We start from the raw sequence: 21606 nt of genomic DNA on the forward strand, positions 1-21606 counted from the left end.
TGCTTTAAAAGATTCGGCTGGCCCGTGCATATTTACAGACCAGCTACTCACTGTTGTGGACATAGTCCACTGCAATACTCTCACATCAACCGCTATCGGCTCTCACCAATATAGCGTTTTCTGCTTAAGTACTGCTTACCAGACGCCGAGGCGCTACGCACCCGTCGTCAGTAATTTCTCCTACGCCCAGAAAATCGCCATTTTCCAGGAAGAGGCGCACCATATCACCTTCTTCACCGATACGGTAGACCTGCAAATCCATTACCGGCTGCCCCTGACGCACATAGTAACCAGACTCGTCCGGAAGGGTGAGTTTGGGCAGCGAAGAGGCGGGAGAATCCACCGATAACAGGTGGTGATCCAACTCCTCCGCCATGCCCTCACCGCGCTCCTCGGTGAGTTCATCCAGAGTCACTGAATCGGCTTCGACGTAGGGACCGGCTGCGCTGCGGTGCAACTCTTCCACATAGGCACCGACACCCAGGGCCTGACCCAGGTCTTCGGCAATACTGCGAATATAAGTGCCCTTGGAGCAGTGAACCTCAACTTCTGCACGGGGCTGGGCGCCCGGTGTAAAGCTCAGCAGTTCAAATTCAAAAATCTCTACTTCCCGCGCCTCGCGCTCCACTTCCAAGCCCTGGCGCGCCAACTTATACAGCGGCTGCCCCTTGTGCTTGAGGGCAGAGTACATGGACGGCACTTGCTTGATGGGACCGCGAAAGGCTTCCATCGCTTTCAGCACAGCTTCTTCGGTCAAATCGGAAGCATCTTTGGTTTCCAGTACATCGCCATCGGCATCGCCACTAGCAGTGGTCATACCGAAAACAAAAGTACTGCGATAGCGCTTGTCCGCATCGAGTAGGTACTGGGAAAACTTGGTCGCTTCGCCGAAACAGATCGGCAATACGCCGGTTGCCAGGGGGTCCAGCGCTCCGGTATGACCGGCGCGATTGGCGAAAAAGAGTCGTTTGGCTTTTTGCAGGGCGTCGTTGGCGGTAATCCCGGCGGGCTTGTTCAATAACAGCACGCCGTGAACCGGCCGGCCCCATTTTGGTCTGCGGCCCATGGATTAATCTTCGTTGGAGTCGCTATCGTCGTCTTGGTGTTTGCGATCTTCTTTAACCGCCTTGTCGATCAGGGCAGACAGCGCCTGACCGCGCACCGAGGTCTCGTCGTAGCGGAAGTGCAAACGGGGAATAGTGCGAATCTGGATTGCGCGCGCGAGCTGCGTACGCAAAAAGCCGGCGGCTTTGTTCAGCACTTCGATAGAGGTATTAATTTTGCTGCGATCATCCTCACCCACCAGGGTGACAAAAACTTTAGCAACGGTTAAGTCGCGGCTGACTTCAACATCATTGACGTTGATCATACCCAGGCGAGGATCGCGAATCTCGTGTTGGATCAGCTGGGCCAGTTCGCGGCGCATGGCGTCGGCGACGCGGTCTGCGCGATGAAATTCTCTTGCCATTGTTTACCTATTGAGAATGGCGGTTTAAAGACAGGAAAACCCGCACGGCTAGGCCGCGCGGGTTTATCCTCGATCCGCTGCGGAACTCCTTAGAGTTCGCGAGCAACCTTAACGATATCGTAAACTTCGATCTGGTCACCGGACTTAACGTCGTTGTAGTCCTTAACCCCGATACCACACTCCATGCCGTTGCGCACATCTTGCACATCGTCTTTGAAGCGACGCAGGGATTCCAGTTCACCCTGATAGATTACAACGTTGTCGCGCAGTACGCGGATCGGCTTGTTGCGGTAGACGGTACCTTCAGTAACCATACAACCGGCAATGGCGCCAAACTTCGGTGAGCGGAATACATCGCGAACCTGGGCAATACCCACGATTTCTTCACGTATTTCCGGATCAAGCATACCGGACAGCGCCTGCTTCACTTCGTCGAGCAGGTTGTAGATCACGCTGTAGTAACGAATCTCTACGCCTTCTGTCTCAGCAACCTTTCGGGCAGCCACATCAGCACGGGTGTTGAAGCCCAGTACGATAGCGCCGGAGGTCAGGGCCAGGTTGATATCGTTCTCGGCGATACCACCTACACCGCTGGACACGACGTTGACAGAAACTTCTTCGTTGCCGATATCCGCCAATGCGCCCAGGATAGCTTCCAGGGAGCCGCGAACGTCCGCTTTGATCACAACCGGCAGTACTTTGCGCTCGCCGGCTTCCATGTTCGCAAACATGTTTTCCAGCTTGGCCGCCTGCTGGCGCTGCATGCGCTCACGACGCTCTTTATCACCGCGCTGTTCAGCTACTTCACGAGCTCTGCGCTCATCCGCAACCACCATGAACTCGTCACCGGCGTTGGGTGTGGTGTCCAGACCCAGCAGCTCAACCGGAGTTGAAGGGCCAGCTTCTTTAACCTGCTTGCCCAGCTCGTTGGTCATGGCGCGAACACGGCCGTAGCTCTGGCCTGCCAGTACGATATCGCCGCGCTTCAGCTCGCCGTTCTGTACCAGCAGGGTGGCCACAACACCGCGACCTTTTTCCAGGCGGGATTCGATCACAACACCTGTTGCCGGTACCTTGACCTTGGCCTTCAGCTCCAGCATCTCTGCTTGCAGGGAAATCGCTTCCAGCAGGTCGTCGATGCCTTCACCAGTGTGTGCAGACACATTGATAAACTGGGTATCACCGCCCCAGTCTTCAGGAATTACATCTTTCGCAGCCAGCTCGTTTTTAACACGATCGGGATCGGCAGCTTCTTTGTCGCACTTGTTGATTGCAACAACCAGCGGTACACCGGCAGCGCGGGCGTGGTTCACAGCTTCTTCAGTCTGCGGCATCACACCATCGTCAGCGGCCACAACCAGAATCACGACGTCAGTCGCCTGGGCGCCACGGGCGCGCATCGCAGTAAAGGCGGCGTGTCCCGGGGTATCCAGGAAAGCGATCTCGCCCTGGCTGGTTTTCACACGGTAAGCACCGATGTGCTGGGTAATACCACCGGCTTCACCGGAAGCCACCTTGGTCTTACGGATGTAGTCCAGCAGGGAGGTTTTACCGTGGTCAACGTGACCCATAACGGTAACTACTGGTGCGCGGGACACCTCAGTGCCTTCACTGGCTTGGGTCTCGGCAACCAGCGCTTCCTCCAGCTCGCTCTCAGAGCGGAATACCACCTTGTGGCCCATCTCTTCGATGATCAGCTGTGCAGTTTCACGGTCCAGGCTCTGGTTGATAGTAACCATCTCGCCCATTTTCATCAGGCGCTTGATCAGGTCACCGGCTTTCACATTCATCTGTTTGGCCAGCTCGCCAACAGTGATGGTTTCGCCCAACTGTACTTCGTACACCTGTTTCTCCGTGGGCCTTTTAAAGCCGTGCGTAGGTTTAACCTTCAAGGTCGGACGAGACAGGGAGCGCGTGCTGCGCTTGGATGCTTCGTCTTCCTCAAATACTTCCAGCGCCTGTTCGTACAGAGCGGTTTTGCTGGATTTTTTCGGGCCGGACTTGGAGCGGCGACCGCGACGCTTACGCGGCTCGTCCTCAGAGCGATCAGCTTCAGCGGGAGCAGTGGATGCTGCCTCCAGCTTGCGGCGCAGAGCAGGCTTGACCTCAGTGGTCTTCTCAGCACTTTTTGCCGGTGCTGGCTTAGCCTTGGCTGTCTGTGCAGCTTGCGCAGCTTTCTCTTTCTTTTCCTGGGCTGCGCGTCGGTCAGCTTCTACTTTAGCTTTCTTCTCTTCAAGTTCACGCTTTTCCTGCTCAGCCTGCTGCTTGCGACGCTCCATCGCGGCAATACGCATTGCCTCGATATCGTCGGAGTAGCTTGAGCGGATTGGTGCGGCGGGCTCTGCCTTTTTCACTACGTTTTCCGCGGTCTTATCCTCTGATTTAGCCGCATCTTGATCGGCTTTTACTTCATTGTTTGCTTTCGCTTCGGCTTCAGCCTTGGCTTTTGCTTCTGCTTCGGCCTTGGCTTTCGCTTCGGCTTCAGCCTTGGCTTTCGCCTCGGCTTCGGCTTTGGCTAGCGCCTCTTCTTCCGCCGCTAGGCGTGCAGCTTCTGCCTCGGCTTCTGCGCGAGCGCGTTCGGCTTCGGCCTCCAGTCTTTCCTGCTCATTTTGCAGGGCATCGACTGCCGCTTCCTGCTCGGGGCTGCTCGATTCTTCGCCTGCCGCTACGGTTTCAAGCTCAGCTTGAGGGCGCTTCACATAGGTGCGCTTCTTGCGCACTTCCACATTCACAGTCTTGCGGCCGGTGCCAGAGCCAGTCTTCAGCGTGCTTGTGGTTTTGCGCTTCAAGGTGATCTTGCGCGGCGCGGCGCCCTGCTCCCCGTGACTGCTTTTCAGGAAACTGAGCAAGACCTGCTTTTCCTCGTCTGACACCACTGCATCCACAGAGGTGTGAGGCAAACCCGCTTCTTTCATCTGCTTGAGCAGACGGTCTTCGGTGGCACCAACCGATTTGGCGAGTTCACTAACTGTTACTTCGGCCATTCTCTCTCCTAAAAGTCACTTGGTCGGAGGGGGTTACTTATACGTAAGTTATTTTTCGCTGCACTTAAGCTTCTTCGCCGCTGTCATCGGCAAACCAGGGCTCACGCGCCTTCATAATCAGCGCTGCAGCGCGCTCCTGGTCGAGACCTTCGATATCCAGCAGGTCATCGACAGCCTGCTCTGCCAGGTCTTCCATCGTGGAAATACCACGGCTGGCCAGTTGGAATGCCAGCTGGCGCTCCATACCGTCCATATTCAAAAGGTCTTCCTGGGGCTCAGATGCATCCAGCTTCTCTTCGGATGCCAGCGCTTGGGTCAACAGGGTGTCCTTGGCGCGGGCGCGCAGCTCCTCAGCGATATCCTCATCGAAGCCCTCAATTGCGAGCATCTCTTCGATGGGTACATAAGCTACTTCTTCCAGAGAGGCGAAGCCCTCTTCAACCAGTACACCAGCAACGTCTTCATCGATATCCAGGCGATCCATAAACACCTGCATGATGGAGCTGGACTCGGCTTCCTGCTTGCTCTGCCACTCGTCACTGCTCATGACATTGATCTGCCACTGGGTCAGCTCGGAGGCCAAGCGCACATTCTGGCCGCTGCGGCCGATAGCCATTGCGAGGTTTTCCTCTGCCACGGCTACGTCCATAGAACCGGTGTCTTCGTCGACTACGATGGATTCAATTTCTGCTGGCGCCATCGCATTGATAACGAACTGAGCGGGGTTTTCATCCCACAGAACGATATCTACGCGCTCGCCAGACAGCTCGTTGGATACCGCCTGAACACGCGCGCCGCGCATGCCCACACAGGCACCCACCGGGTCGATGCGACCGTCGTTGGTATTTACAGCGATTTTTGCACGCAGCCCGGGATCGCGGGCCGCGCCTTTAATTTCGATTACCTGCTCGGAAATTTCCGGCACTTCAATGCGGAACAATTCGACAATCATTTCCGGGCAGGAGCGGCTCAGCATCAGCTGGGGGCCGCGGGCTTCCGGTTGGATTTCCAACAGGATTGCACGCACGCGATCACCGAGTCGGAAAATTTCGCGACCAACCAGCTGATCGCGGGGCAGGCGCGCTTCGGCGTTATTACCCAGGTCTACAGCGATAAAGTCGCGGGTCACCTTCTTCACAGTGCCGCTAACCATCTCGCCGACGCGATCGCGGTACTCGTCTACAACTTTGGCGCGCTCGGCTTCACGTACCTTTTGTACGATGACCTGCTTTGCAGTCTGTGCGGCGATGCGTCCAAATTCTACATTTTCCACCTGCTCGCGGAAAACGTCACCTGCTTTCAGGTCAGCATCTTTTTCGTGGGCTTCTTCCAGGGTGAACTGGGTACCCAACTCAGCCAAGACTTCATCACCGACCACTTCCCAGCTGCGGAAAGTCTCGTAATCGCCTGAACGACGATCAATGATAACCTCAATGGTTGAATCTTCGTCGTAGCGCTTCTTCGTGGCCGTTGCCAATGCCGCTTCGATGGCCTGGAAAATAATCTCCTGGTCAACGCCCTTCTCGTTGGATACCGCCTCGGCTACCAGCAAGATCTCTTTGTTCATGCAACTGTGCCTCAAAATCGCCTGAGCTCAGGCTCCTACAGGTTATTTGGTAAATTGGGGAATGATATTTGCTTTTTCGATACTGTCGATCGGCAAAAGGTATTCGTTTTCACTATCTACACGCAGAACCACTTCATCACCCTCTACACCGGCCAGCAGTCCGCGCCACTTACGCTGCCCATCCAGAGGCATACGCAGGCGAACTTCAATCTGGGCGCCGATAAAGCGCTCGTACTGGGCCAGCTTATAAAGAGGGCGGTCGAGCCCTGGGGAAGAGACTTCAAGTGTGTACTTACTACTGATGGGATCTTCCACATCCAGTACAGCACTGGATTGGCGGCTCACTTTCTCGCAATCCTCAACGGAAATACCGTTTTCGGAGTCGATATAAATGCGCAGCAGCGCGTTGCGACCGTGGGTTTGGTACTCAATACCCCACAACTCACACCCCAGCGATGCCACCACCGGCGCCAGAAGCTCTTCCAGCAATTCGCGTTTGCTCGCCATTCTCGTCACCACATACAAAAAATGGGCCTACGGCCCACTTCGAAAAATATCTGCAACTTTTCTTGCAGATACGAAAAAGCCCCTGACGGGGCTTTGACCGCACATTCGCGCAGTCAGTGTGCACGAATGCAAAATTTGGTAGCGGGGGCAGGATTTGAACCTACGACCTTCGGGTTATGAGCCCGACGAGCTACCAGGCTGCTCCACCCCGCAACAACGAAAGCGCAATCAAAGTTTCCCTAAGGAAAGTTGGTAGCGGGGGCAGGATTTGAACCTACGACCTTCGGGTTATGAGCCCGACGAGCTACCAGGCTGCTCCACCCCGCAACAACAAATGCGCAATCAAATATTTTACCCGAAGGTAAAATTGGTAGCGGGGGCAGGATTTGAACCTACGACCTTCGGGTTATGAGCCCGACGAGCTACCAGGCTGCTCCACCCCGCAACAACTCCAAGAAACAAAGCCTGGTTGATCTTTGTTTCCCTGCGGTGGGACCTGCCCAACCACTCAAGAGGCTGCGCATTCTATTGGTGCTGACCCGGTGAGTCAAGCCGTAATTGGCATTTGTTTTCACCGGGGGGTTAAAGCCGTCTCTACCATCTCGCAAATCAGTATAGAAAAGGAAGAAAATCCCGCAAGCAGGCCACTTCCATATACCGTCTTCTTTCTTGCACATGTACTTTTTATAAAAAGAACGAAGAGTAAAACTCTCTTAACAAGCCTCTGAATAAGCTAGCGAGTTAACTGGTGCACTATTGCTTTTCGAATTGGGGGAAAGCGATCACTGACCCGCAACACCATTTTGCGCAGCAACTTGGCCGGCAGGCGATCGTCGGTAAACAAATCCACCACCCTATTAGTTCCAGAGTAAATCGGCTTGGATTCAACCCGGTGCAGCATCTGGTAACGGGCCAGGGCCCGAGTCAGCTTGGCCGGGTTATATAGACGGCTAACACTATCCAGTTGGCGGGCCAAAGTATCCGCACCGGCCAAGCCCAAATTAAATCCATGTGCGGTCACTGGATGCATCCCCACAGCGGCATCTCCCACCAAGGCAAAGCGCTCAGCGAAAAAGTGATGTGCGTATACCGCAACCAATGGATAACAGTGGCGCTCACCAAAAGCTTCGACACCGCCGAGCTGGGACGCGCTTTCGCGGGATACGTGCCCGGCAAACTCTTCATTGCCCATCGCCATAATCTGGGCAGAGAGACTGGCGGGAACAGTAACCACGGCCGATGAAATATTTGCCTTGGGCAAAGGTAACAGCGCCAGTGTCGAGCCGTAGCGGAAACACTCCCGGGCAATACCATCGTGGGGTAATTCGGTGCGTACAGGGCCGACAATCGCCACTCGGCCAAAGTCGCGCATATCGGCGCCAATTCCCGCCATGCGTCGCACTTCAGAAAAACGGCTGTCGGCTGCAACCACCAGGGAAGCGCGCACGCCCTCCCCCTCTGCCAACTCAAGATGACGCATGGCGCCACTCAATGTCATCCCGGTAACGGTCGAGTTATCGAGCAGAGTTATATTCTCAGTCTCCAAAACTGTCTCATATAAGATTCGCCGGATTGCAGAGTTGGAGACAATAAAACCCAGAGGCCCCCTCTCTCCCGGGCTAAAGTGGAGTGTCGAAGGGGAATTGCCGTCGACTACTTCGGCAGCATTTAGCGGGCTAATCTCTTCCGGGGATAATCTCTGCCAAGCCCCCAGTTCTTGCAGCAGCTTGTAGGATTTATGTGTCAGGGCAATCTCGCGGCCATCATCAACGGGAGAGGACAGCGCCGACTTATCCTGGCGCTCAATAATTGCCACCTGACACCCTTTGCGGGCGAGCATCACCGCCAAGGAAAGTCCCGCCGGTCCAGCACCTACGATAGCTACATCGGACTCCGTCATTTTCACACCCCTGATTTGCACGCAACAAATACAATTCACTCTAGTGACTCACATCCGGGATAAACTGATCCAGATCAGGTTAAAGCCAATCCCAAGCCGCTCTACAGAGGTATAAATTGGTGAACTTTAGGGGTATAAAATATCACGCCCGCCACCAGCGCTTCTGAAAAACTGGAGCACCATGGAGTTCAAATATGGAACTTGAAATTCATTTCATTAACGCTTTTACCGACAAAGTCTTTCACGGAAATTCAGCAGGAGTTGTTGTTACTGAGGATTGGCTGGATGAAAATTTAATGCAATCCATCGCTGCAGAAAATAACCTTTCCGAAACCGCGTTCCTGGTAAAACGCCCAGATACCAGTTATGGAATTCGCTGGTTTTCACCGTTAACGGAAATTGATTTTTGTGGTCATGCCACCCTGGCGTCAGCCCATGTTCTTTTTTCTCAAAACCCTCTATGCGAGCAACTCCAGCTCCATGCGGCCGCTGTGGGCAAAATGACAATAAGCCGAGGGGAAAATAGAATTATTTCCATGGACTTCCCACGAAGGGAGCCACAACCCATAGATCGCATACCGCCAGAATTACTGGAGGGGCTTTCAATAACACCAAGTCAAGTGTTACTTCACAACCAAGCTTACTTTGCCATCTACAATAGTGAGCGAGAAGTATTGGATGTACAGCAGGATGCGAGCAGCCTGCGAAAGCTCGCCCCCTACGATGTGGTCGTCACGGCAAAATCCGATAAGTACGATTTTATCTCCCGATATTTCTGGCCATCCAATGGTGGTGCCGAAGATCCGGTGACCGGTTCTATTCACACAGGGCTCGCCCCTTACTGGTCACAAATTCTGGATAAGAAAGAGCTGATCGCCTATCAAGCCTCCAAGCGCGGCGGCCTGCTGAATTGCACCATCGCCGGGGACAGGGTCATTATCTCAGGCAAAGCAGTACCCTATTTGAGCGGGACCATACGGGTTTGATACCCCAAAAACCCACCGAGACATCCAAAATAAATCACAATTTCCCCCAATTACGATAAGTACAACTAAATAGAGGAGCATTGAGCAATGGAACAAAAAGGATCGTGCCTATGCGGCACTATTAACTTCGAAATTGAAGGTGACTTTGGGGGCTTCTTTCTCTGCCACTGTAGTTACTGCCGCAAAGATACCGGTTCAGCTCATGCAGCAAACCTATTCTTCGCATCAGCGAAACTTGAATGGCTATCCGGTGCAGAACAGGTCAAAACCTTTAAGTTAGCAGGGACGAGGCACAGCAAAAGCTTTTGCAATCAATGCGGTTCCGCAGTGCCACGAGAAGATCCTGAAATTGGCCTCTTAGCGGTTCCCGCTGGCAGCCTGGATCGCCCAATAGATGTAAGGCCTAATGCCCATATCTTTATGGCCAGTAAAGCCGAGTGGGACCGGGAACTGGAAACAGTACCTAAAGTAGACAAACTACCCCAGGTAGCTAGTGCGGACTCTGAATAGACCAGCTAATGATGGCTTTACTCGACCACAGTTGCTGCGATGATAAGGTTTCTCGCAGCAACTGAAGATCACATAGAGAGAATTAGCCGGGATGACCGTCAACGCGCGGCTGGAAAAGCACCGGGGTGTAATACAGTAAGAAAAGCGTGTAACCGACTACCCAGGCAATAATTGCTGCGAGCAAACCACTCGGGGCGGGTGCCCAAAACACACGTGCGAGAGCAGATAACGCCAGGGCCATAAAAGCCAGGGGCATCAAGCGCGGCGCCTTCAATATCCGACCTGTGTGGCCGAGACTGACGCGGCTGGTCATAGACAAGATCAATCCGCCAATACCGCCAACGGCAAATGCGTGTAAAGCGGGACTCTGCCAGGAAGGGGCAATTTGGCTCCAGGCCAGAGCCGCGAGAAAACACCCCAAAATAACTAACCAGTAGCTCACATGCAGAGACCAAACCATCGGTTCTGCCCATATTTTTGTCGGGTGCCAGCGAACTACCCGGATCACCTGCAAAATACCCAGAGAGACCGCAAAAAAAGCCCAAACCATTTGCGGCAAACCAACAGCCACCGACAGTAACAAACCCACCGCGGCAATATGGGTACCCCACTCTACAGCCGGTATCTTATCTCTTGGGCTCAAGTGAAAGCGGCGCGCCGTAAAGAAGGGTATAACCCGCCCGCCGATTATCAGAATAATCGCCGTCACCAACAGCAGAGCCAGCAAGGCGATTCGGCTCTGTGCCCCTGGCAGCAACCAGTGGCTAGCGGACAATGCGGCAAACATCAGCATCGCAGGCAATACAAACATATTTCGCCACTGCTTGGTTCGCAACACCCTGGCTCCGAGCAAAAACGCTGAGAACAGGAAGAAGGAGACTTCAGCAATTACCGGCATCCAAATAGGGACCGCCGCCAACAGGTAACCCAAACGGGCCAAGAGCCACAGGCCGACCAAAGCAATAAGTTGGGTTCCCTTTGGCGAGGGGATACCAGTCCAGGTTTGCATGGCCGTGCCGAGAAAACCTACAACAACAGTAGCCGCGAACCCGAACAGCATCTCATGAGAGTGCCAGACTACCCCCATTCGAAAAGCCGGCATCTGCCAACCGAATAACTGCCCCTGCCAGATAACCAGGGCAACCATACTCCACAGAGCAGCTCCCCAGAAAAAAGGGCGAAACGGCATACGCCAAATAGGTGCAATAGACTCCGCGCGCGCGCGGTCAACGATAGGTATCAAAATCCATTCTCCTTACCAACTACGGGAACACCAGGCTCCCTACACAAATAATTCGCAGTACAAGACCACCCCGACAGGCCTGCTTTGCTTGGAGAATCAAAGGCGTCCTAAAAAAAGCAGGACACAGGGGTTTATCTGTCCGGCGGCGCCGCAACCTAGGCAAAAGCGCCGACTTTTCAGTCATCCGCATCAGTGCGGGATATCGCCCGAGATTCCATTTCCAGGGATTGGGAAAGAGCCCTATTCTCACTCAATTAACAAAAATAGTTAACAAAAAAATGAGTAGTCTGTGAATTATTCTAACTGGGGTGAAGAATCTTTTTCTGTGTAGATAACCTGAAAAAACCACACGTTTTATAGGGTTATTTCTATTTTCAGGAAAAACTGGGCAAAGGTGAAGTGGACTTGAAGTATCTCACAAGTTTACTCAAATTGGGAAGCACTTCCATTTACAGAAACATACACGGAGCCACCAATAAACAAACACTCAACCAGGAATAAAGCTTGAACCTATTTCCCTAGTAATTCAGTACTTATCTCTCATATACAAACCATTATATTTTCACCATAATTTTATATGGCAATCATTACACGGTGCCCAGTGCCGGCAAGATACAGCCTAAGTTAAAGATTTACGCCAGCCTGTGCAGTGGAGGAATTATGCTCATACCAGGCTATCTTATCGCGGCATCAACCTTACTATTCTGCTGCCAGGCCCTCGCAACCAACACTTATATCCTGTCACAACAGGGTATTGGCAATCGGGCTATAGGGGACCAAAGCGACCCAACCATCATTAACAATCTCATCATGCAAACACAAGATGGTGAATTTAATAATGTGGTGGCTCAGCAATCCAACGGCAATACTGAAGGATCTATTATCCAGTTGCAGAGAGGCGTATCAAACGAGCTAATGTCAGTCCAATCCAGCAGCCTGGGTAGCACGACATCAGTCTCCCAGCTTAATGTTCTCAACAAGGCCGAAACCTCACAGACAAGTACACTGTTTAGCACTATAAGCATCAGTCAGGAACAATCCCTAAATCAAATTACGAGCATACAAAACCTTTCCACTGGTACAACTGCTAACATCTCGCAGATAGGAACCCTAAATTTTTCGGAATCTATCCAAGATGATGTTGCTCTTAGTGATGTCTCTATTAGCCAGTTAGGTAATTTTAATAGAGCTGAGATTATCGATAAAGAAAGTGGCATAGCAAACTCTGCCAGTATTATCCAAAGTGGAAGCCAGAATATTGATACTAGAATTATCCTGATACAGTCTCTGGGAACCAATAATCAAATTCAACAATTTGGCAATAACAACACTGCCCGGATAACAAATACTAACGGCGCCTTTAATACCAACTCAATAGTACAACTTACAGATTCCAGTGCTACTAGCATCCAAACAAGCAACTCTATTCAGGGATTTAACAGTTCCATCCAGCAAGGACAGAGTAATCGCGCTTCTATAATTGTTAATCTTGCTCAAAACAACCAGGCCTTTACATCTCAAAGTGGAACAAACAACGGGTCCACAATCAACCAGATAAACATCAATAATTTTTCCGAGATAACACAAACAGGAACAAGTAATAGCGCCACGTCAATACAACTCGCTATTGAAGGGGCCAGTAGTGTTGTCACACAAAGTGGATCGGATAATAGTGCTGATATTAGTCAAAGTGGATCAGTCTCTGAGGCAGCTATAGACCAGGAATTTGATCAAAACACATTAATAGCCATTCAAGATGGCTTTAGTGCAAGACTACAGTTGCTGCAACAAGGCCTACAGAATCAAGTAAGTTCAACGCAGTCTGGTTATATTGATGATGCGGACATCATTCAACTGGGTGAGCTAAACACTATCAATCTCACTCAAACCGGCAGCGTTAATAGTGCAGAGCTACTACAACTAGGTACAGACAACTTTCTCCAGGTAATTCAATTGAGTTTTGGTGCTACTATCTCCATTTCACAGATTGGCAGTAACAATTCTGCGATACACATACAGTAGAGAAAGAGGCTAAGAAAAACCATATTATTTATTGCTCAGATTTTTTCTTTCTGGGAAACATCCCCTTTCACAAACAGCAAACTTACAATCAGTGCTGCAGCAGCCAAACACGCATTAACAGTAAATGCCCGATCAATACCTTCAGATAATTCCGGAGCCATCGCAACAACCGTTGTATTCATCGCCAGACCAATAGCACCGCCGATAATTTGGAACATATAAATTAAGGCCGCCGCCAAGCTTGCCCTGGCAGGCCCCAATACCGTAACCGCAGTAGTCGTTATCGTAGGAAAATATAAGCCTAATCCTATACCGAGAGTGAGCATTCCCGGTACCAAGTGCAGATAGTGATCGCGAACCACTAGGCCAGAAAGTAAAAACATACCCAAACCTAAAAAGAGTGCCGCTCCCGCTAAAATTAGGCGAGCCCCCAAAAATTCATATAACCACCCTGCTATATATGAGACTACCGCATAGGTAATCATCACCGGCAATAAACCCGCACCAGACCAAACTGCAGAATAGCTCAACTCCTTAATTAAAAATTGAGGAATATAAAGCAACATAGATACAAAAGTGACCGATAGAAGCAAAGTCACCACACAGATAGAAAAAAAGCGCCAATTAGTAGCTACATCCGGGGGAATAAGTGGGTCAGAGCGAGTATGAGGCTCAACCCAGGCAAATACCAAAAAGAAAATCACCGATGTTACTAAAAGTCCAATCACTAAAGGACTTCTAAATCCTACATCGATAACAAAATCCAGAGATAACATTAAAGCCAAAAGGCTAATTGATAATGAGGCCATCCCCCAATAGTCAACCTTTTCATTGCTCTCATCGGGCTTATCATCCTCAATTACTTTCCAACCCACCAACATTGCCGCCAAAGCGATGGGTAAGTTAATAAAAAAAATCCAGCGCCAGCTAAGAAAATCTGTAAAAAAACCACCCAACAGTGGCCCTACAGAGTTCGCAAAGCCACACACCGTCATTATCAAACCGCCTGCCTGACCGGCGCGGTCGTCAGGCATGATCTGATAGGTCATGCCGAGCACAGCGGGCCACATCAGAGCACCACCAACACCCATTAATGCCCGGCTTCCCAGCAGCATCCATTCATTGACGGCCAGACCACCCAAAACTGAAAAAAAGACGAAGATTGAGGTTCCAACAAAAAATAGCCGGCGTCGACCAAACATATCCGCCAAGCGCCCGCCAGTAACTATAAAAATCCCGAACACCAATGCATAACCGTTAATCACCCACTGAAGAGTGGAGATATCTGCGTTAAAGTGTTTTTCCATTGCAGGGATAGCGACTGAGAAGGCCGTAAAATCATTGGCCACCAAAAAGACTGCCAACGACAATGCTGTTAAGCCAATAATCTGTGATCGCGATAGCGGGGTCTTTGAGGCTGCCATAAATGCCAAACTTTACACTTTGCAAATTATGCAATGGATATATAAGCTTGGACCAATGAAGGACCAACTGCAGCGTAAATTATCAGGCAACACCAAGTAACAGCCTAGTACCAAGGGGGTTCTCATAAACTTTATTACTAGATTCTCGGTGCTTTTCTCCTATATCCAGAATTACTTTCTTCCGCAATACTCTGATTAGGTCCCAGCTCAGGCATAGACAAGCATTAATGCCAACAACAATGGCTTGATGTCAGTGTAAGTCCGCAGTCTCACTAATCCTCATTCCATGTTTAGCAGATCGAAACAGTCCAAAAGCAGTATCCGGTAGCAGAAGTATTTAAAGCTATCAGCCGATGATCAATCAGGATTGATCGACAGTCTTGAGCGGGGCCCCTACTCCAATTCTTATAAACCAAAAATCAAAAATCAAAGACTGACAGGATTTTCCCATGAAGGTGCTATCTTTAGCCATTACCATTCTCTCGATCAATCATGGCCATCAGGCCCAGGCGAACAGTACTTACTCATCAACCAAGTAAGAACTGGCAACACTGCTACTGAAGATCAAATTGAACAAACAACCACTAACAACTTAATAAATCAAGCTCAGATTGGTGACAGTAATAACGTTGAAGCAACACAATTTAACGGCAACAACAATTAAATAATGCCCACGCAGGCAGGAATTAACGATAGCATCACCACTACTTAATTTGGTAATAATACCGCGATTTCTCTGCAGTAAAGCCATGTGCCTATCTCTAGGAATTTGTATGTTCAGACAGCTATCTCCCAGAATCTATCATCCAACCCTCCTCCCAGCAGCCACATCCTAACACACTGAAAATATCAGATATTTTCCGACTTTAGTCCCAGTATCTCTGTGCTTTTATCTCATTCCCCTGAGGAGTCTCATTGTCAATACTTTTTCCAAGGCTCCAATATCTGAAACGAGCTGGATTTCGACTTTTGGAGAGCCCAATCAAACGGATTACAGAGGAGAAATATCTATGACAAACGGTGAGCACTTATGCCCACCAGAATTTGGAATCATTGAGCCTTTTAGATAAAGCCGCCAATGATCACCGCCCCGGCATAGCCAGGTATTAATGCCGATGGCTTGGAGCCAGTGCAAGTCAGCAGTCTCACTACTTCTCTCACCATTTAGGGCCGATCAAATAACCTCCAATGCCCGACGGATGGTAGGTCGACGTTCGATTACACGGGATTGGATATGGATTTCACCTGTGTTGTACAGGAAGTACTGTGGACGCAGTCAAAGCGCCATAGCGAGTTGAAGTAAAGAAGTTACTTGTGAAGATCTTACCTATAGCCGTTACCGCTCTATCCCTTGCCATCAGTGGCCTGGTTCATGCAGATGACAATGAATATATTATCTATCAAGAAGGTACGGGAAATACAGCCTCAGGGGATCAAAGTGATCCCACTATATTTAACAACCTCATCGAACAGACTCAAATTGGGGATAATAATGATGTTGAGGCCATCCAGTCTAATGGCAATACCAACGGCACTATTATTCAATTTCAAGAAGGGGATAATAACACTTCAGATGCCACCACTGACTCCATCATTGAGGTCATTATCTTTGGTGACGGCAATGATATGGATCCCACGCAAACATCAACCAGCAATTCCTTCATGCAATTGGATGTAACAGGGAATAATAATTCTGGAGGCGGCTCACAGGATGCCACTTCTGATACCTCATTAATATACATCATGGAAGGCAATGACAATCTTGGCTTTCCAGTTCAGAATAATGTTTCCAACAGTTCAATGAGCTTTACCTTTGTAGGTGACGATAATCTTGGCTCCTCTGTACAACAAGACTCCGATTCCGCAACTTTAGTAGCTGAAAGTTATGGTGACGATAATCTTGTTAGCACCACCCAGAATGTCAGCTCAAGTACTACGATAATGATCTTTCAAACCGGGGATAGTAATCTTGCGGCCGCTGGAGAGCAGATTGGTAGTGCGAATAATACAGCCACAATTACTCAAATTGGGAGCTCAAATATAGGTGGACTTGGTCGTTTTAATAGCTTTAGTCAAAGCACTACGTATGAGCAGTTTGGAGACGGTAACCTATTTGATAATGCAACCATTGACTCAAGCAATAGTATTGGAACGGTCCTACAGCAAGGAAATAGCAATACTAGTCTTACCCTATTACAGACGGTATCTGATAACGCCTATTACATATCACAGATCGGTGATGGAAATATGGTATTTCTTACCCAGTCTGGATCAAGTCACACTGCTGAGATCATTCAAATGAGTGATTTAAATGAGATAAATGCTGATCAAGAAAGCTTTGATAACGACCTTTACTCCCTACAAAACGGTGAGGACAACCTGATCAATTCACTGCAGGATGGGGACAGTAAATGGCAACACTAAGTCAGGCAGGCACCCTGAATGAAATAGATCTCACCCAAAGTGGACAACAGGACACTGCCACTCTACCTCAGGATGGTAACAACAGCTTCCTGAGTGTCACTCAAACAGGATTTAGCGATAGCATCAATGTTACCCAGCTAGGTGACAATAATAGCGCCACTTTTACACAGTAAATCGTTGATAGGAGTCCGTATACCCATATATGGACTCCACCTAACCATACATATTCTATCCACTATCAAATATCAATATAACTCTGCAATGAAAATACTGATTAAATCAGACTTTTTTACTAGCATCTCAGTGCTTTTATCTCATACCAATTATCTTATTTATTAATAATACTAAAAGCGATACCGTAAGTAGGGGTCATTTATCACTTCACTACATTTTGGCGGACCAACAAACCAAATAGGAGCAAATTAAATGAATAGTAAAATCAACCAATACAGGTGAAAAATTTGGAATAAATATTTCACATCAATCGAAGCAAAAATGAATATAGCCTCGGCATCTCCAAGCATTAATGCCAAAAAATGGCTTGGGATCAGTACAAGCAAGCATTATCACTACTTCTCTCACCATTTAGGGCCCTTAAGCTTCTTACTTAGCGCTCATTAAAAATTAACTGAGCTACAGAAGTTTCATTCGTTAATTACCTTTATAGAAGCAAGAGATCTATCGCTCTTAACACCATCCATAAATCATTAAATGAAAGGAATCATTTATGAAAACATCAGCCTTTGCAATCACTACCTTAGCGTTAGCCATTTCCGGTATTGCGTATGGTGACAATACTTATATTGTCAATCAAGAGGGAATCGGAAATATGGCCATGGGGGACCAAACTAGTGCCACTGATAGTTTAATCTCGCAGACTCAGATTGGAGACAATAACGATGCCGAGGCAATACAATTCAATGCCACCAGCAATGGAACCATTATTCAAACCCAGCAGGGAGACAACAACTTCGCGAATAGTGAGCAAGACGGCAGTAGTAATTCTTCAGCAGTAATTACTTTGATAGGAGACAATAATAGTGCAGGAACGGACCAAATATCAACTAGTAATAGTCTAATGCAAAAAACATTAATCGGCACTGACAACTCCGCTAGTTCAAGACAGGAAATAACCACCAATACAACTATGACATACACCATGATGGGGACCAATAATGGTAGTGGCTCCATACAGGAGAATACGACTAATACGGTAATGACCTTCACAATAACGGGAACCGACAATAATGGCGGATCAATACAGGAAAATACCACCAATACTACAATGATCTATACCATTAGCGGAACAAGCAATATTGGTAGCTCTCCGCAAAGGGACTCTACCAATAGCTCAATGCAATTTACTATGATTGGCACCGATAATATTGGTTCTTCAGGACAGACCAATATGGATGAAGCATTTCTGAACGTAGTATCCATCGGTGATAGAAATATTGGTACATCAGGCCAGTGGGATAGTTTTAATAGCAGTATCAGCGTCTTTCAAATGGGTGATGATAATACCGGCGGAGGGGTAGATGATGATGGCAGCTCAAACACTTCAGTCCAATTAACACAGATCGGCAATTTCAATTCAGGGTTTACCGTACGAGGCCAAAGTTCTGATCAATTTACTACAGTTGAACAATATGGAAATGACAATATCTTTGGTTCCACAGATGACAATGCCAATAACAGTGTAGGTTCAAACCTTCAGCAAGGTGACAACAATAGTATTTCTGTTAGCCTGCAAACTGTATCTGATAATAACTACTCCATCAGCCAAATTGGTAATGGCAATGATGCGGATCTGACACAGACCGGCTCCAACCACTCGGCTGAGATAATTCAAATGAGTGAAATAAACACAATAAATGCGGAGCAAACCAACTTCAATGCCGACCTTTACGCCTCACAAGATGGCGAGGACAACTTGATTAATTCCCTCCAAGACGGAGACAGTATTTCAGCCACCCTTAACCAGAGCGGCAATCTCAACGAAATAGATCTGACTCAGAGTGGATCTTCAGATATTGCTACATTGTCTCAGGATGGCAATAGCAATTTCCTAATGGTAACGCAGACCGGTTTTAGCGATACAATCAGTGTCACCCAACTAGGTGACAACAACAGCGCCACCTATATGCAGTAAAAAAACCAAGGGCCTTGCAAACCTCTTTGCAGGCCCTATCAGACCTTATTAGAATTTCAAATACTGACAAGACAGTTTTGAAATTATCGGCTTGAGTTTTTCTTACTACTTTCTCAGTACTTTTATCCTATATACATCTCACCGCTCATTGACAATAATTTTTTGGGACAATTTAATGGTAGATATCAGCAACAAACATTTCAATTGTCACTATTGCTTTATCAGTGCAGTACATCATAGGCTTTAATTTAGTACAAAGCAGTACAGTGTACGTTTGGAAGTTCTATGCTTTATCCCAAATAAACGAAGAGTTCCCCCACCTGGCATAGTCAAGTTTTAATGCCAAAAATATGGTTTGAAGCCAATACAAAAAGGCAGCACCAGCGATGATTTTAAATTTAGCTTTAACGATGAGCTATAAATCTAAGTCACCCACTAAACCAAACCTTAGTCACAGCGTAGCTCGAAGAGGAATTCAACAATGAAATTCAAAGCCACAATTGCCGGATTATCCACCCTTGCTGTGATACAGCTAGCACAAGCGAGCAACACCTACATAGTCAATCAAAATGGTAACAATAACACTGCCATGGGGGATCAAAGTGATCCCACCGTTGCCAACAACCTAATTGTGCAAACCCAAAATGGTGATAATAATACAGCTGAGGCAGAACAAATCATAAATAGCAATAATGCAGTGATCACTCAGACTCAAATTGGAGATGGAAACTTAGCCACAGCAAGCCAAGAAAATAGCACCGACACAATCGATACCGTCGTACAGATGGGGAACAATAACGAAGTCGATTCCTTTATGCAAAATGATACCGCGAGCACCAATTTCGTTTTTCAAAGTGGTGAATTGAATTTCACCTCTACCGTTAATTTCAACTCTACATCTAATAGTACTAATGTTTTACAAACCGGAACCGACAATGAAGTTTTCACAGCTCATAGCTTTAACTCAAGCAACAATTCCATATTTGTAAACCAAAGCGGATCTCAAAATACGAGTTCTCCAGGCGCAAGTTTCGATACGGAGAACAACAGTATTGTCATCTTACAGGATGGATCGTTGAACAATGGGGGAGTTGGGCAAGTTAGTGGCTCTCAATTTATGACAAGTACGGTCATTCAAAGTGGCGATGATAATCTAGGGGGAGCTAGTAATTTAAATAGTAGCTTCGGCAGTACCTTTTCTAATCAAGTGGGAAGTTTAAATTTAGGAAGTTCAAGCCAAATTGATAGCACACAGAGCCATACATTTATCCAGCAAACCGGTACTGACAATTTAGGCAGCATATCGATAAACTCTAGCAATAATGTTAGCGCCTCCATCACACAAATAGGCGACCAAAATATAATTGGTGGTTCAGGCCACTCCTCCAGTAGCAATGGTACTGTAGAGGTCACTCAAATAGGTATTGCTAATGATGCAATTGCTTTCCAAATTATGAGCGACTCGGGATTGTTAGCTATTTCTCAAAATGGAGAACAAAATATGGCCCTGGCGGGGCAAACAGGGATATCTAACATCCTTCTTGGCGTGCAAACAGGAATACAGAACGTACTTTCTATTATTCAGGATGGTGATTCAATTTCTGCCGATACCAATCAGAGTGGCACACTTAATGAAATTGACCTTGATCAGACCGGCATGAGTAGTGTTGCCACACTTACACAAAGTGGTAACAATAATTTTCTACAGGCTATGCAGGCAAATCCATCTGCCTCATCCACTGTGACGCAGTTTGGCGAAAACAATAGTGGTAATATCATGCAGTAACTCACCCACTATTAGCTCAAAGTACACAAAGTAGCGGAATACATGACCATTCATAAAGGACATGCATTAGGAGAAATGCTCATATCATTTACTCCACTTAAGACGTGAATTTCTTTATATGTAGTCGATGATACCAAATGCTTCTGTTTGGTGTCATTTTTTCTGTTAAAAAAGGGTGTAAGTTTATCCCCGGATAATCTTCCTGGATAAATCAAGGCAACAGGGTTAGCCTAAAGCTTTCATAAGCTAGGACTGCAACCTCTATCTAGATTTAAAATTATTCACAACCAGATAAATTTTGATCCATTCTAGAAGAGAAAAATTATAGTGCAAAAAATATCAGTTGGCCTAACTCACTGGAAGTAAACTTTATTACTAGCAGTTACACACTTATCTCTCATTGAAAAGACTCATGCTTCATCAATACTTTTACCAAACTTTCAACTTACTCAGGGAAACCAAAGGCAGTAATCATATATAGGTAGGGTAGAAGATTAAATAGCTCTACCCGGCATTAATAGATTTCAGGAGGTTTAAAGGAGAATTAGACAGTAAGCATGCATTTATTAATCGCAAAATTTTTAGTCCATACTTGATGAAATCTTAAGCATGTTCAGCTTTGATCAATAACAG

The 21606-nt window shown here is 47.9% G+C and carries 16 protein-coding genes and 3 tRNA genes; 8 read left to right on the top strand and 11 right to left on the bottom strand.

The annotated features are described in order from the left end of the window. Window positions 1-124: 124 nt before the first annotated feature. The 9 genes from truB to ubiM all read right to left on the bottom strand — a co-directional run bounded on the left by truB (window position 125) and on the right by ubiM (window position 8426). On the bottom strand, window positions 125-1066 hold the full coding sequence (gene truB, locus ACJJI1_RS03590) for a tRNA pseudouridine(55) synthase TruB (RefSeq protein ID WP_444958562.1): 942 nt from the start codon (window positions 1064-1066) through the stop codon (window positions 125-127). A gap of 3 nt (window positions 1067-1069) precedes the next feature. After that, on the bottom strand, window positions 1070-1468 hold the full coding sequence (gene rbfA, locus ACJJI1_RS03595; RefSeq protein ID WP_108734361.1) for a 30S ribosome-binding factor RbfA: 399 nt from the start codon (window positions 1466-1468) through the stop codon (window positions 1070-1072). A gap of 89 nt (window positions 1469-1557) precedes the next feature. Next, entirely contained in the window at window positions 1558-4452 is a 2895-nt protein-coding gene (gene infB / locus ACJJI1_RS03600) for a translation initiation factor IF-2 (RefSeq protein ID WP_444958563.1), read from the bottom strand. Window positions 4453-4516: 64 nt separating this feature from the next. After that, window positions 4517-6019, bottom strand: coding sequence for a transcription termination factor NusA (gene nusA / locus ACJJI1_RS03605; RefSeq protein ID WP_413663186.1), 1503 nt, complete (start codon window positions 6017-6019; stop codon window positions 4517-4519). A gap of 42 nt (window positions 6020-6061) precedes the next feature. After that, complete coding sequence (rimP, locus tag ACJJI1_RS03610; RefSeq protein WP_108734364.1) at window positions 6062-6526, bottom strand: ribosome maturation factor RimP; 465 nt, start codon at window positions 6524-6526, stop codon at window positions 6062-6064. Window positions 6527-6662: 136 nt separating this feature from the next. Continuing rightward, window positions 6663-6739: transfer RNA gene (locus tag ACJJI1_RS03615), tRNA-Met, on the bottom strand. 37 nt (window positions 6740-6776) lie between these two features. Next, window positions 6777-6853, bottom strand: a tRNA-Met gene (locus ACJJI1_RS03620). A gap of 41 nt (window positions 6854-6894) precedes the next feature. Next, window positions 6895-6971, bottom strand: a tRNA-Met gene (locus ACJJI1_RS03625). Window positions 6972-7259: 288 nt separating this feature from the next. Beyond that, complete coding sequence (gene ubiM, locus ACJJI1_RS03630) at window positions 7260-8426, bottom strand: 5-demethoxyubiquinol-8 5-hydroxylase UbiM (RefSeq protein ID WP_444958564.1); 1167 nt, start codon at window positions 8424-8426, stop codon at window positions 7260-7262. 194 nt (window positions 8427-8620) lie between these two features. On the opposite strand from ubiM, the gene ACJJI1_RS03635 reads away from it, so the two are divergent. Beyond that, window positions 8621-9412 (top strand): PhzF family protein, encoded by a 792-nt coding sequence (locus ACJJI1_RS03635; RefSeq protein WP_444958565.1) that lies wholly within the window; start codon window positions 8621-8623, stop codon window positions 9410-9412. 87 nt (window positions 9413-9499) lie between these two features. Next, complete coding sequence (locus ACJJI1_RS03640) at window positions 9500-9922, top strand: GFA family protein (protein ID WP_444896197.1); 423 nt, start codon at window positions 9500-9502, stop codon at window positions 9920-9922. A gap of 82 nt (window positions 9923-10004) precedes the next feature. On the opposite strand, the gene ACJJI1_RS03645 is transcribed toward ACJJI1_RS03640, so the two are convergent. After that, window positions 10005-11165: an NnrS family protein gene (locus ACJJI1_RS03645; protein WP_444907373.1), complete on the bottom strand. Its 1161-nt coding sequence runs from the start codon at window positions 11163-11165 to the stop codon at window positions 10005-10007. 660 nt (window positions 11166-11825) lie between these two features. Between ACJJI1_RS03645 and ACJJI1_RS03650 the strand changes: the two genes are divergently transcribed. Beyond that, a complete protein-coding gene (locus ACJJI1_RS03650; protein ID WP_444958566.1) occupies window positions 11826-13187 on the top strand; it encodes a hypothetical protein in 1362 nt (453 codons plus the stop codon). A 35-nt stretch (window positions 13188-13222) separates the two neighbouring features. Here the strand turns inward: ACJJI1_RS03650 and ACJJI1_RS03655 are convergent, their stop codons facing one another. After that, the gene (locus tag ACJJI1_RS03655; RefSeq protein ID WP_413663192.1) at window positions 13223-14611 is read right to left on the bottom strand and encodes an MFS transporter; all 1389 of its coding nucleotides are present in this window, start codon (window positions 14609-14611) and stop codon (window positions 13223-13225) included. Window positions 14612-14978: 367 nt separating this feature from the next. Here ACJJI1_RS03655 and ACJJI1_RS03660 point away from each other — a divergent pair, with 367 nt between their 5' ends. The 5 genes from ACJJI1_RS03660 (at window position 14979) to ACJJI1_RS03680 (ending at window position 20973) form a co-directional block, all read left to right on the top strand. Beyond that, window positions 14979-15275, top strand: a complete 297-nt coding sequence (locus ACJJI1_RS03660) for a hypothetical protein (protein ID WP_444958567.1) — start codon at window positions 14979-14981, stop codon at window positions 15273-15275. Window positions 15276-15925: 650 nt separating this feature from the next. Continuing rightward, window positions 15926-17035, top strand: a complete 1110-nt coding sequence (locus ACJJI1_RS03665) for a hypothetical protein (protein ID WP_444911451.1) — start codon at window positions 15926-15928, stop codon at window positions 17033-17035. Next, window positions 17023-17208, top strand: coding sequence for a hypothetical protein (locus ACJJI1_RS03670; RefSeq protein WP_444896192.1), 186 nt, complete (start codon window positions 17023-17025; stop codon window positions 17206-17208). The genes ACJJI1_RS03665 and ACJJI1_RS03670 overlap by 13 nt, the downstream gene beginning before the upstream one ends. Window positions 17209-17762: 554 nt before the next feature. Continuing rightward, entirely contained in the window at window positions 17763-19187 is a 1425-nt protein-coding gene (locus ACJJI1_RS03675; protein WP_444958568.1) for a hypothetical protein, read from the top strand. Window positions 19188-19668: 481 nt separating this feature from the next. Continuing rightward, complete coding sequence (locus tag ACJJI1_RS03680; protein ID WP_444958569.1) at window positions 19669-20973, top strand: hypothetical protein; 1305 nt, start codon at window positions 19669-19671, stop codon at window positions 20971-20973. Window positions 20974-21606: the final 633 nt, after the last annotated feature.

The sequence above is a fragment of the Microbulbifer maximicatervae (SeqCode) genome (genome assembly GCF_052467065.1).

Coding starts and splice junctions, on each gene's coding strand:
- truB (WP_444958562.1), bottom strand. CDS start 1,066: ATGGGCCGCAGACCAAAATGGGGCCGGCCGGTTCACGGCGTGCTGTTA.
- rbfA (WP_108734361.1), bottom strand. CDS start 1,468: ATGGCAAGAGAATTTCATCGCGCAGACCGCGTCGCCGACGCCATGCGC.
- infB (WP_444958563.1), bottom strand. CDS start 4,452: ATGGCCGAAGTAACAGTTAGTGAACTCGCCAAATCGGTTGGTGCCACC.
- nusA (WP_413663186.1), bottom strand. CDS start 6,019: ATGAACAAAGAGATCTTGCTGGTAGCCGAGGCGGTATCCAACGAGAAG.
- rimP (WP_108734364.1), bottom strand. CDS start 6,526: ATGGCGAGCAAACGCGAATTGCTGGAAGAGCTTCTGGCGCCGGTGGTG.
- ubiM (WP_444958564.1), bottom strand. CDS start 8,426: ATGACGGAGTCCGATGTAGCTATCGTAGGTGCTGGACCGGCGGGACTT.
- ACJJI1_RS03635 (WP_444958565.1), top strand. CDS start 8,621: ATGGAACTTGAAATTCATTTCATTAACGCTTTTACCGACAAAGTCTTT.
- ACJJI1_RS03640 (WP_444896197.1), top strand. CDS start 9,500: ATGGAACAAAAAGGATCGTGCCTATGCGGCACTATTAACTTCGAAATT.
- ACJJI1_RS03650 (WP_444958566.1), top strand. CDS start 11,826: ATGCTCATACCAGGCTATCTTATCGCGGCATCAACCTTACTATTCTGC.
- ACJJI1_RS03655 (WP_413663192.1), bottom strand. CDS start 14,611: ATGGCAGCCTCAAAGACCCCGCTATCGCGATCACAGATTATTGGCTTA.
- ACJJI1_RS03670 (WP_444896192.1), top strand. CDS start 17,023: ATGGCAACACTAAGTCAGGCAGGCACCCTGAATGAAATAGATCTCACC.
- ACJJI1_RS03675 (WP_444958568.1), top strand. CDS start 17,763: ATGAAAACATCAGCCTTTGCAATCACTACCTTAGCGTTAGCCATTTCC.
- ACJJI1_RS03680 (WP_444958569.1), top strand. CDS start 19,669: ATGAAATTCAAAGCCACAATTGCCGGATTATCCACCCTTGCTGTGATA.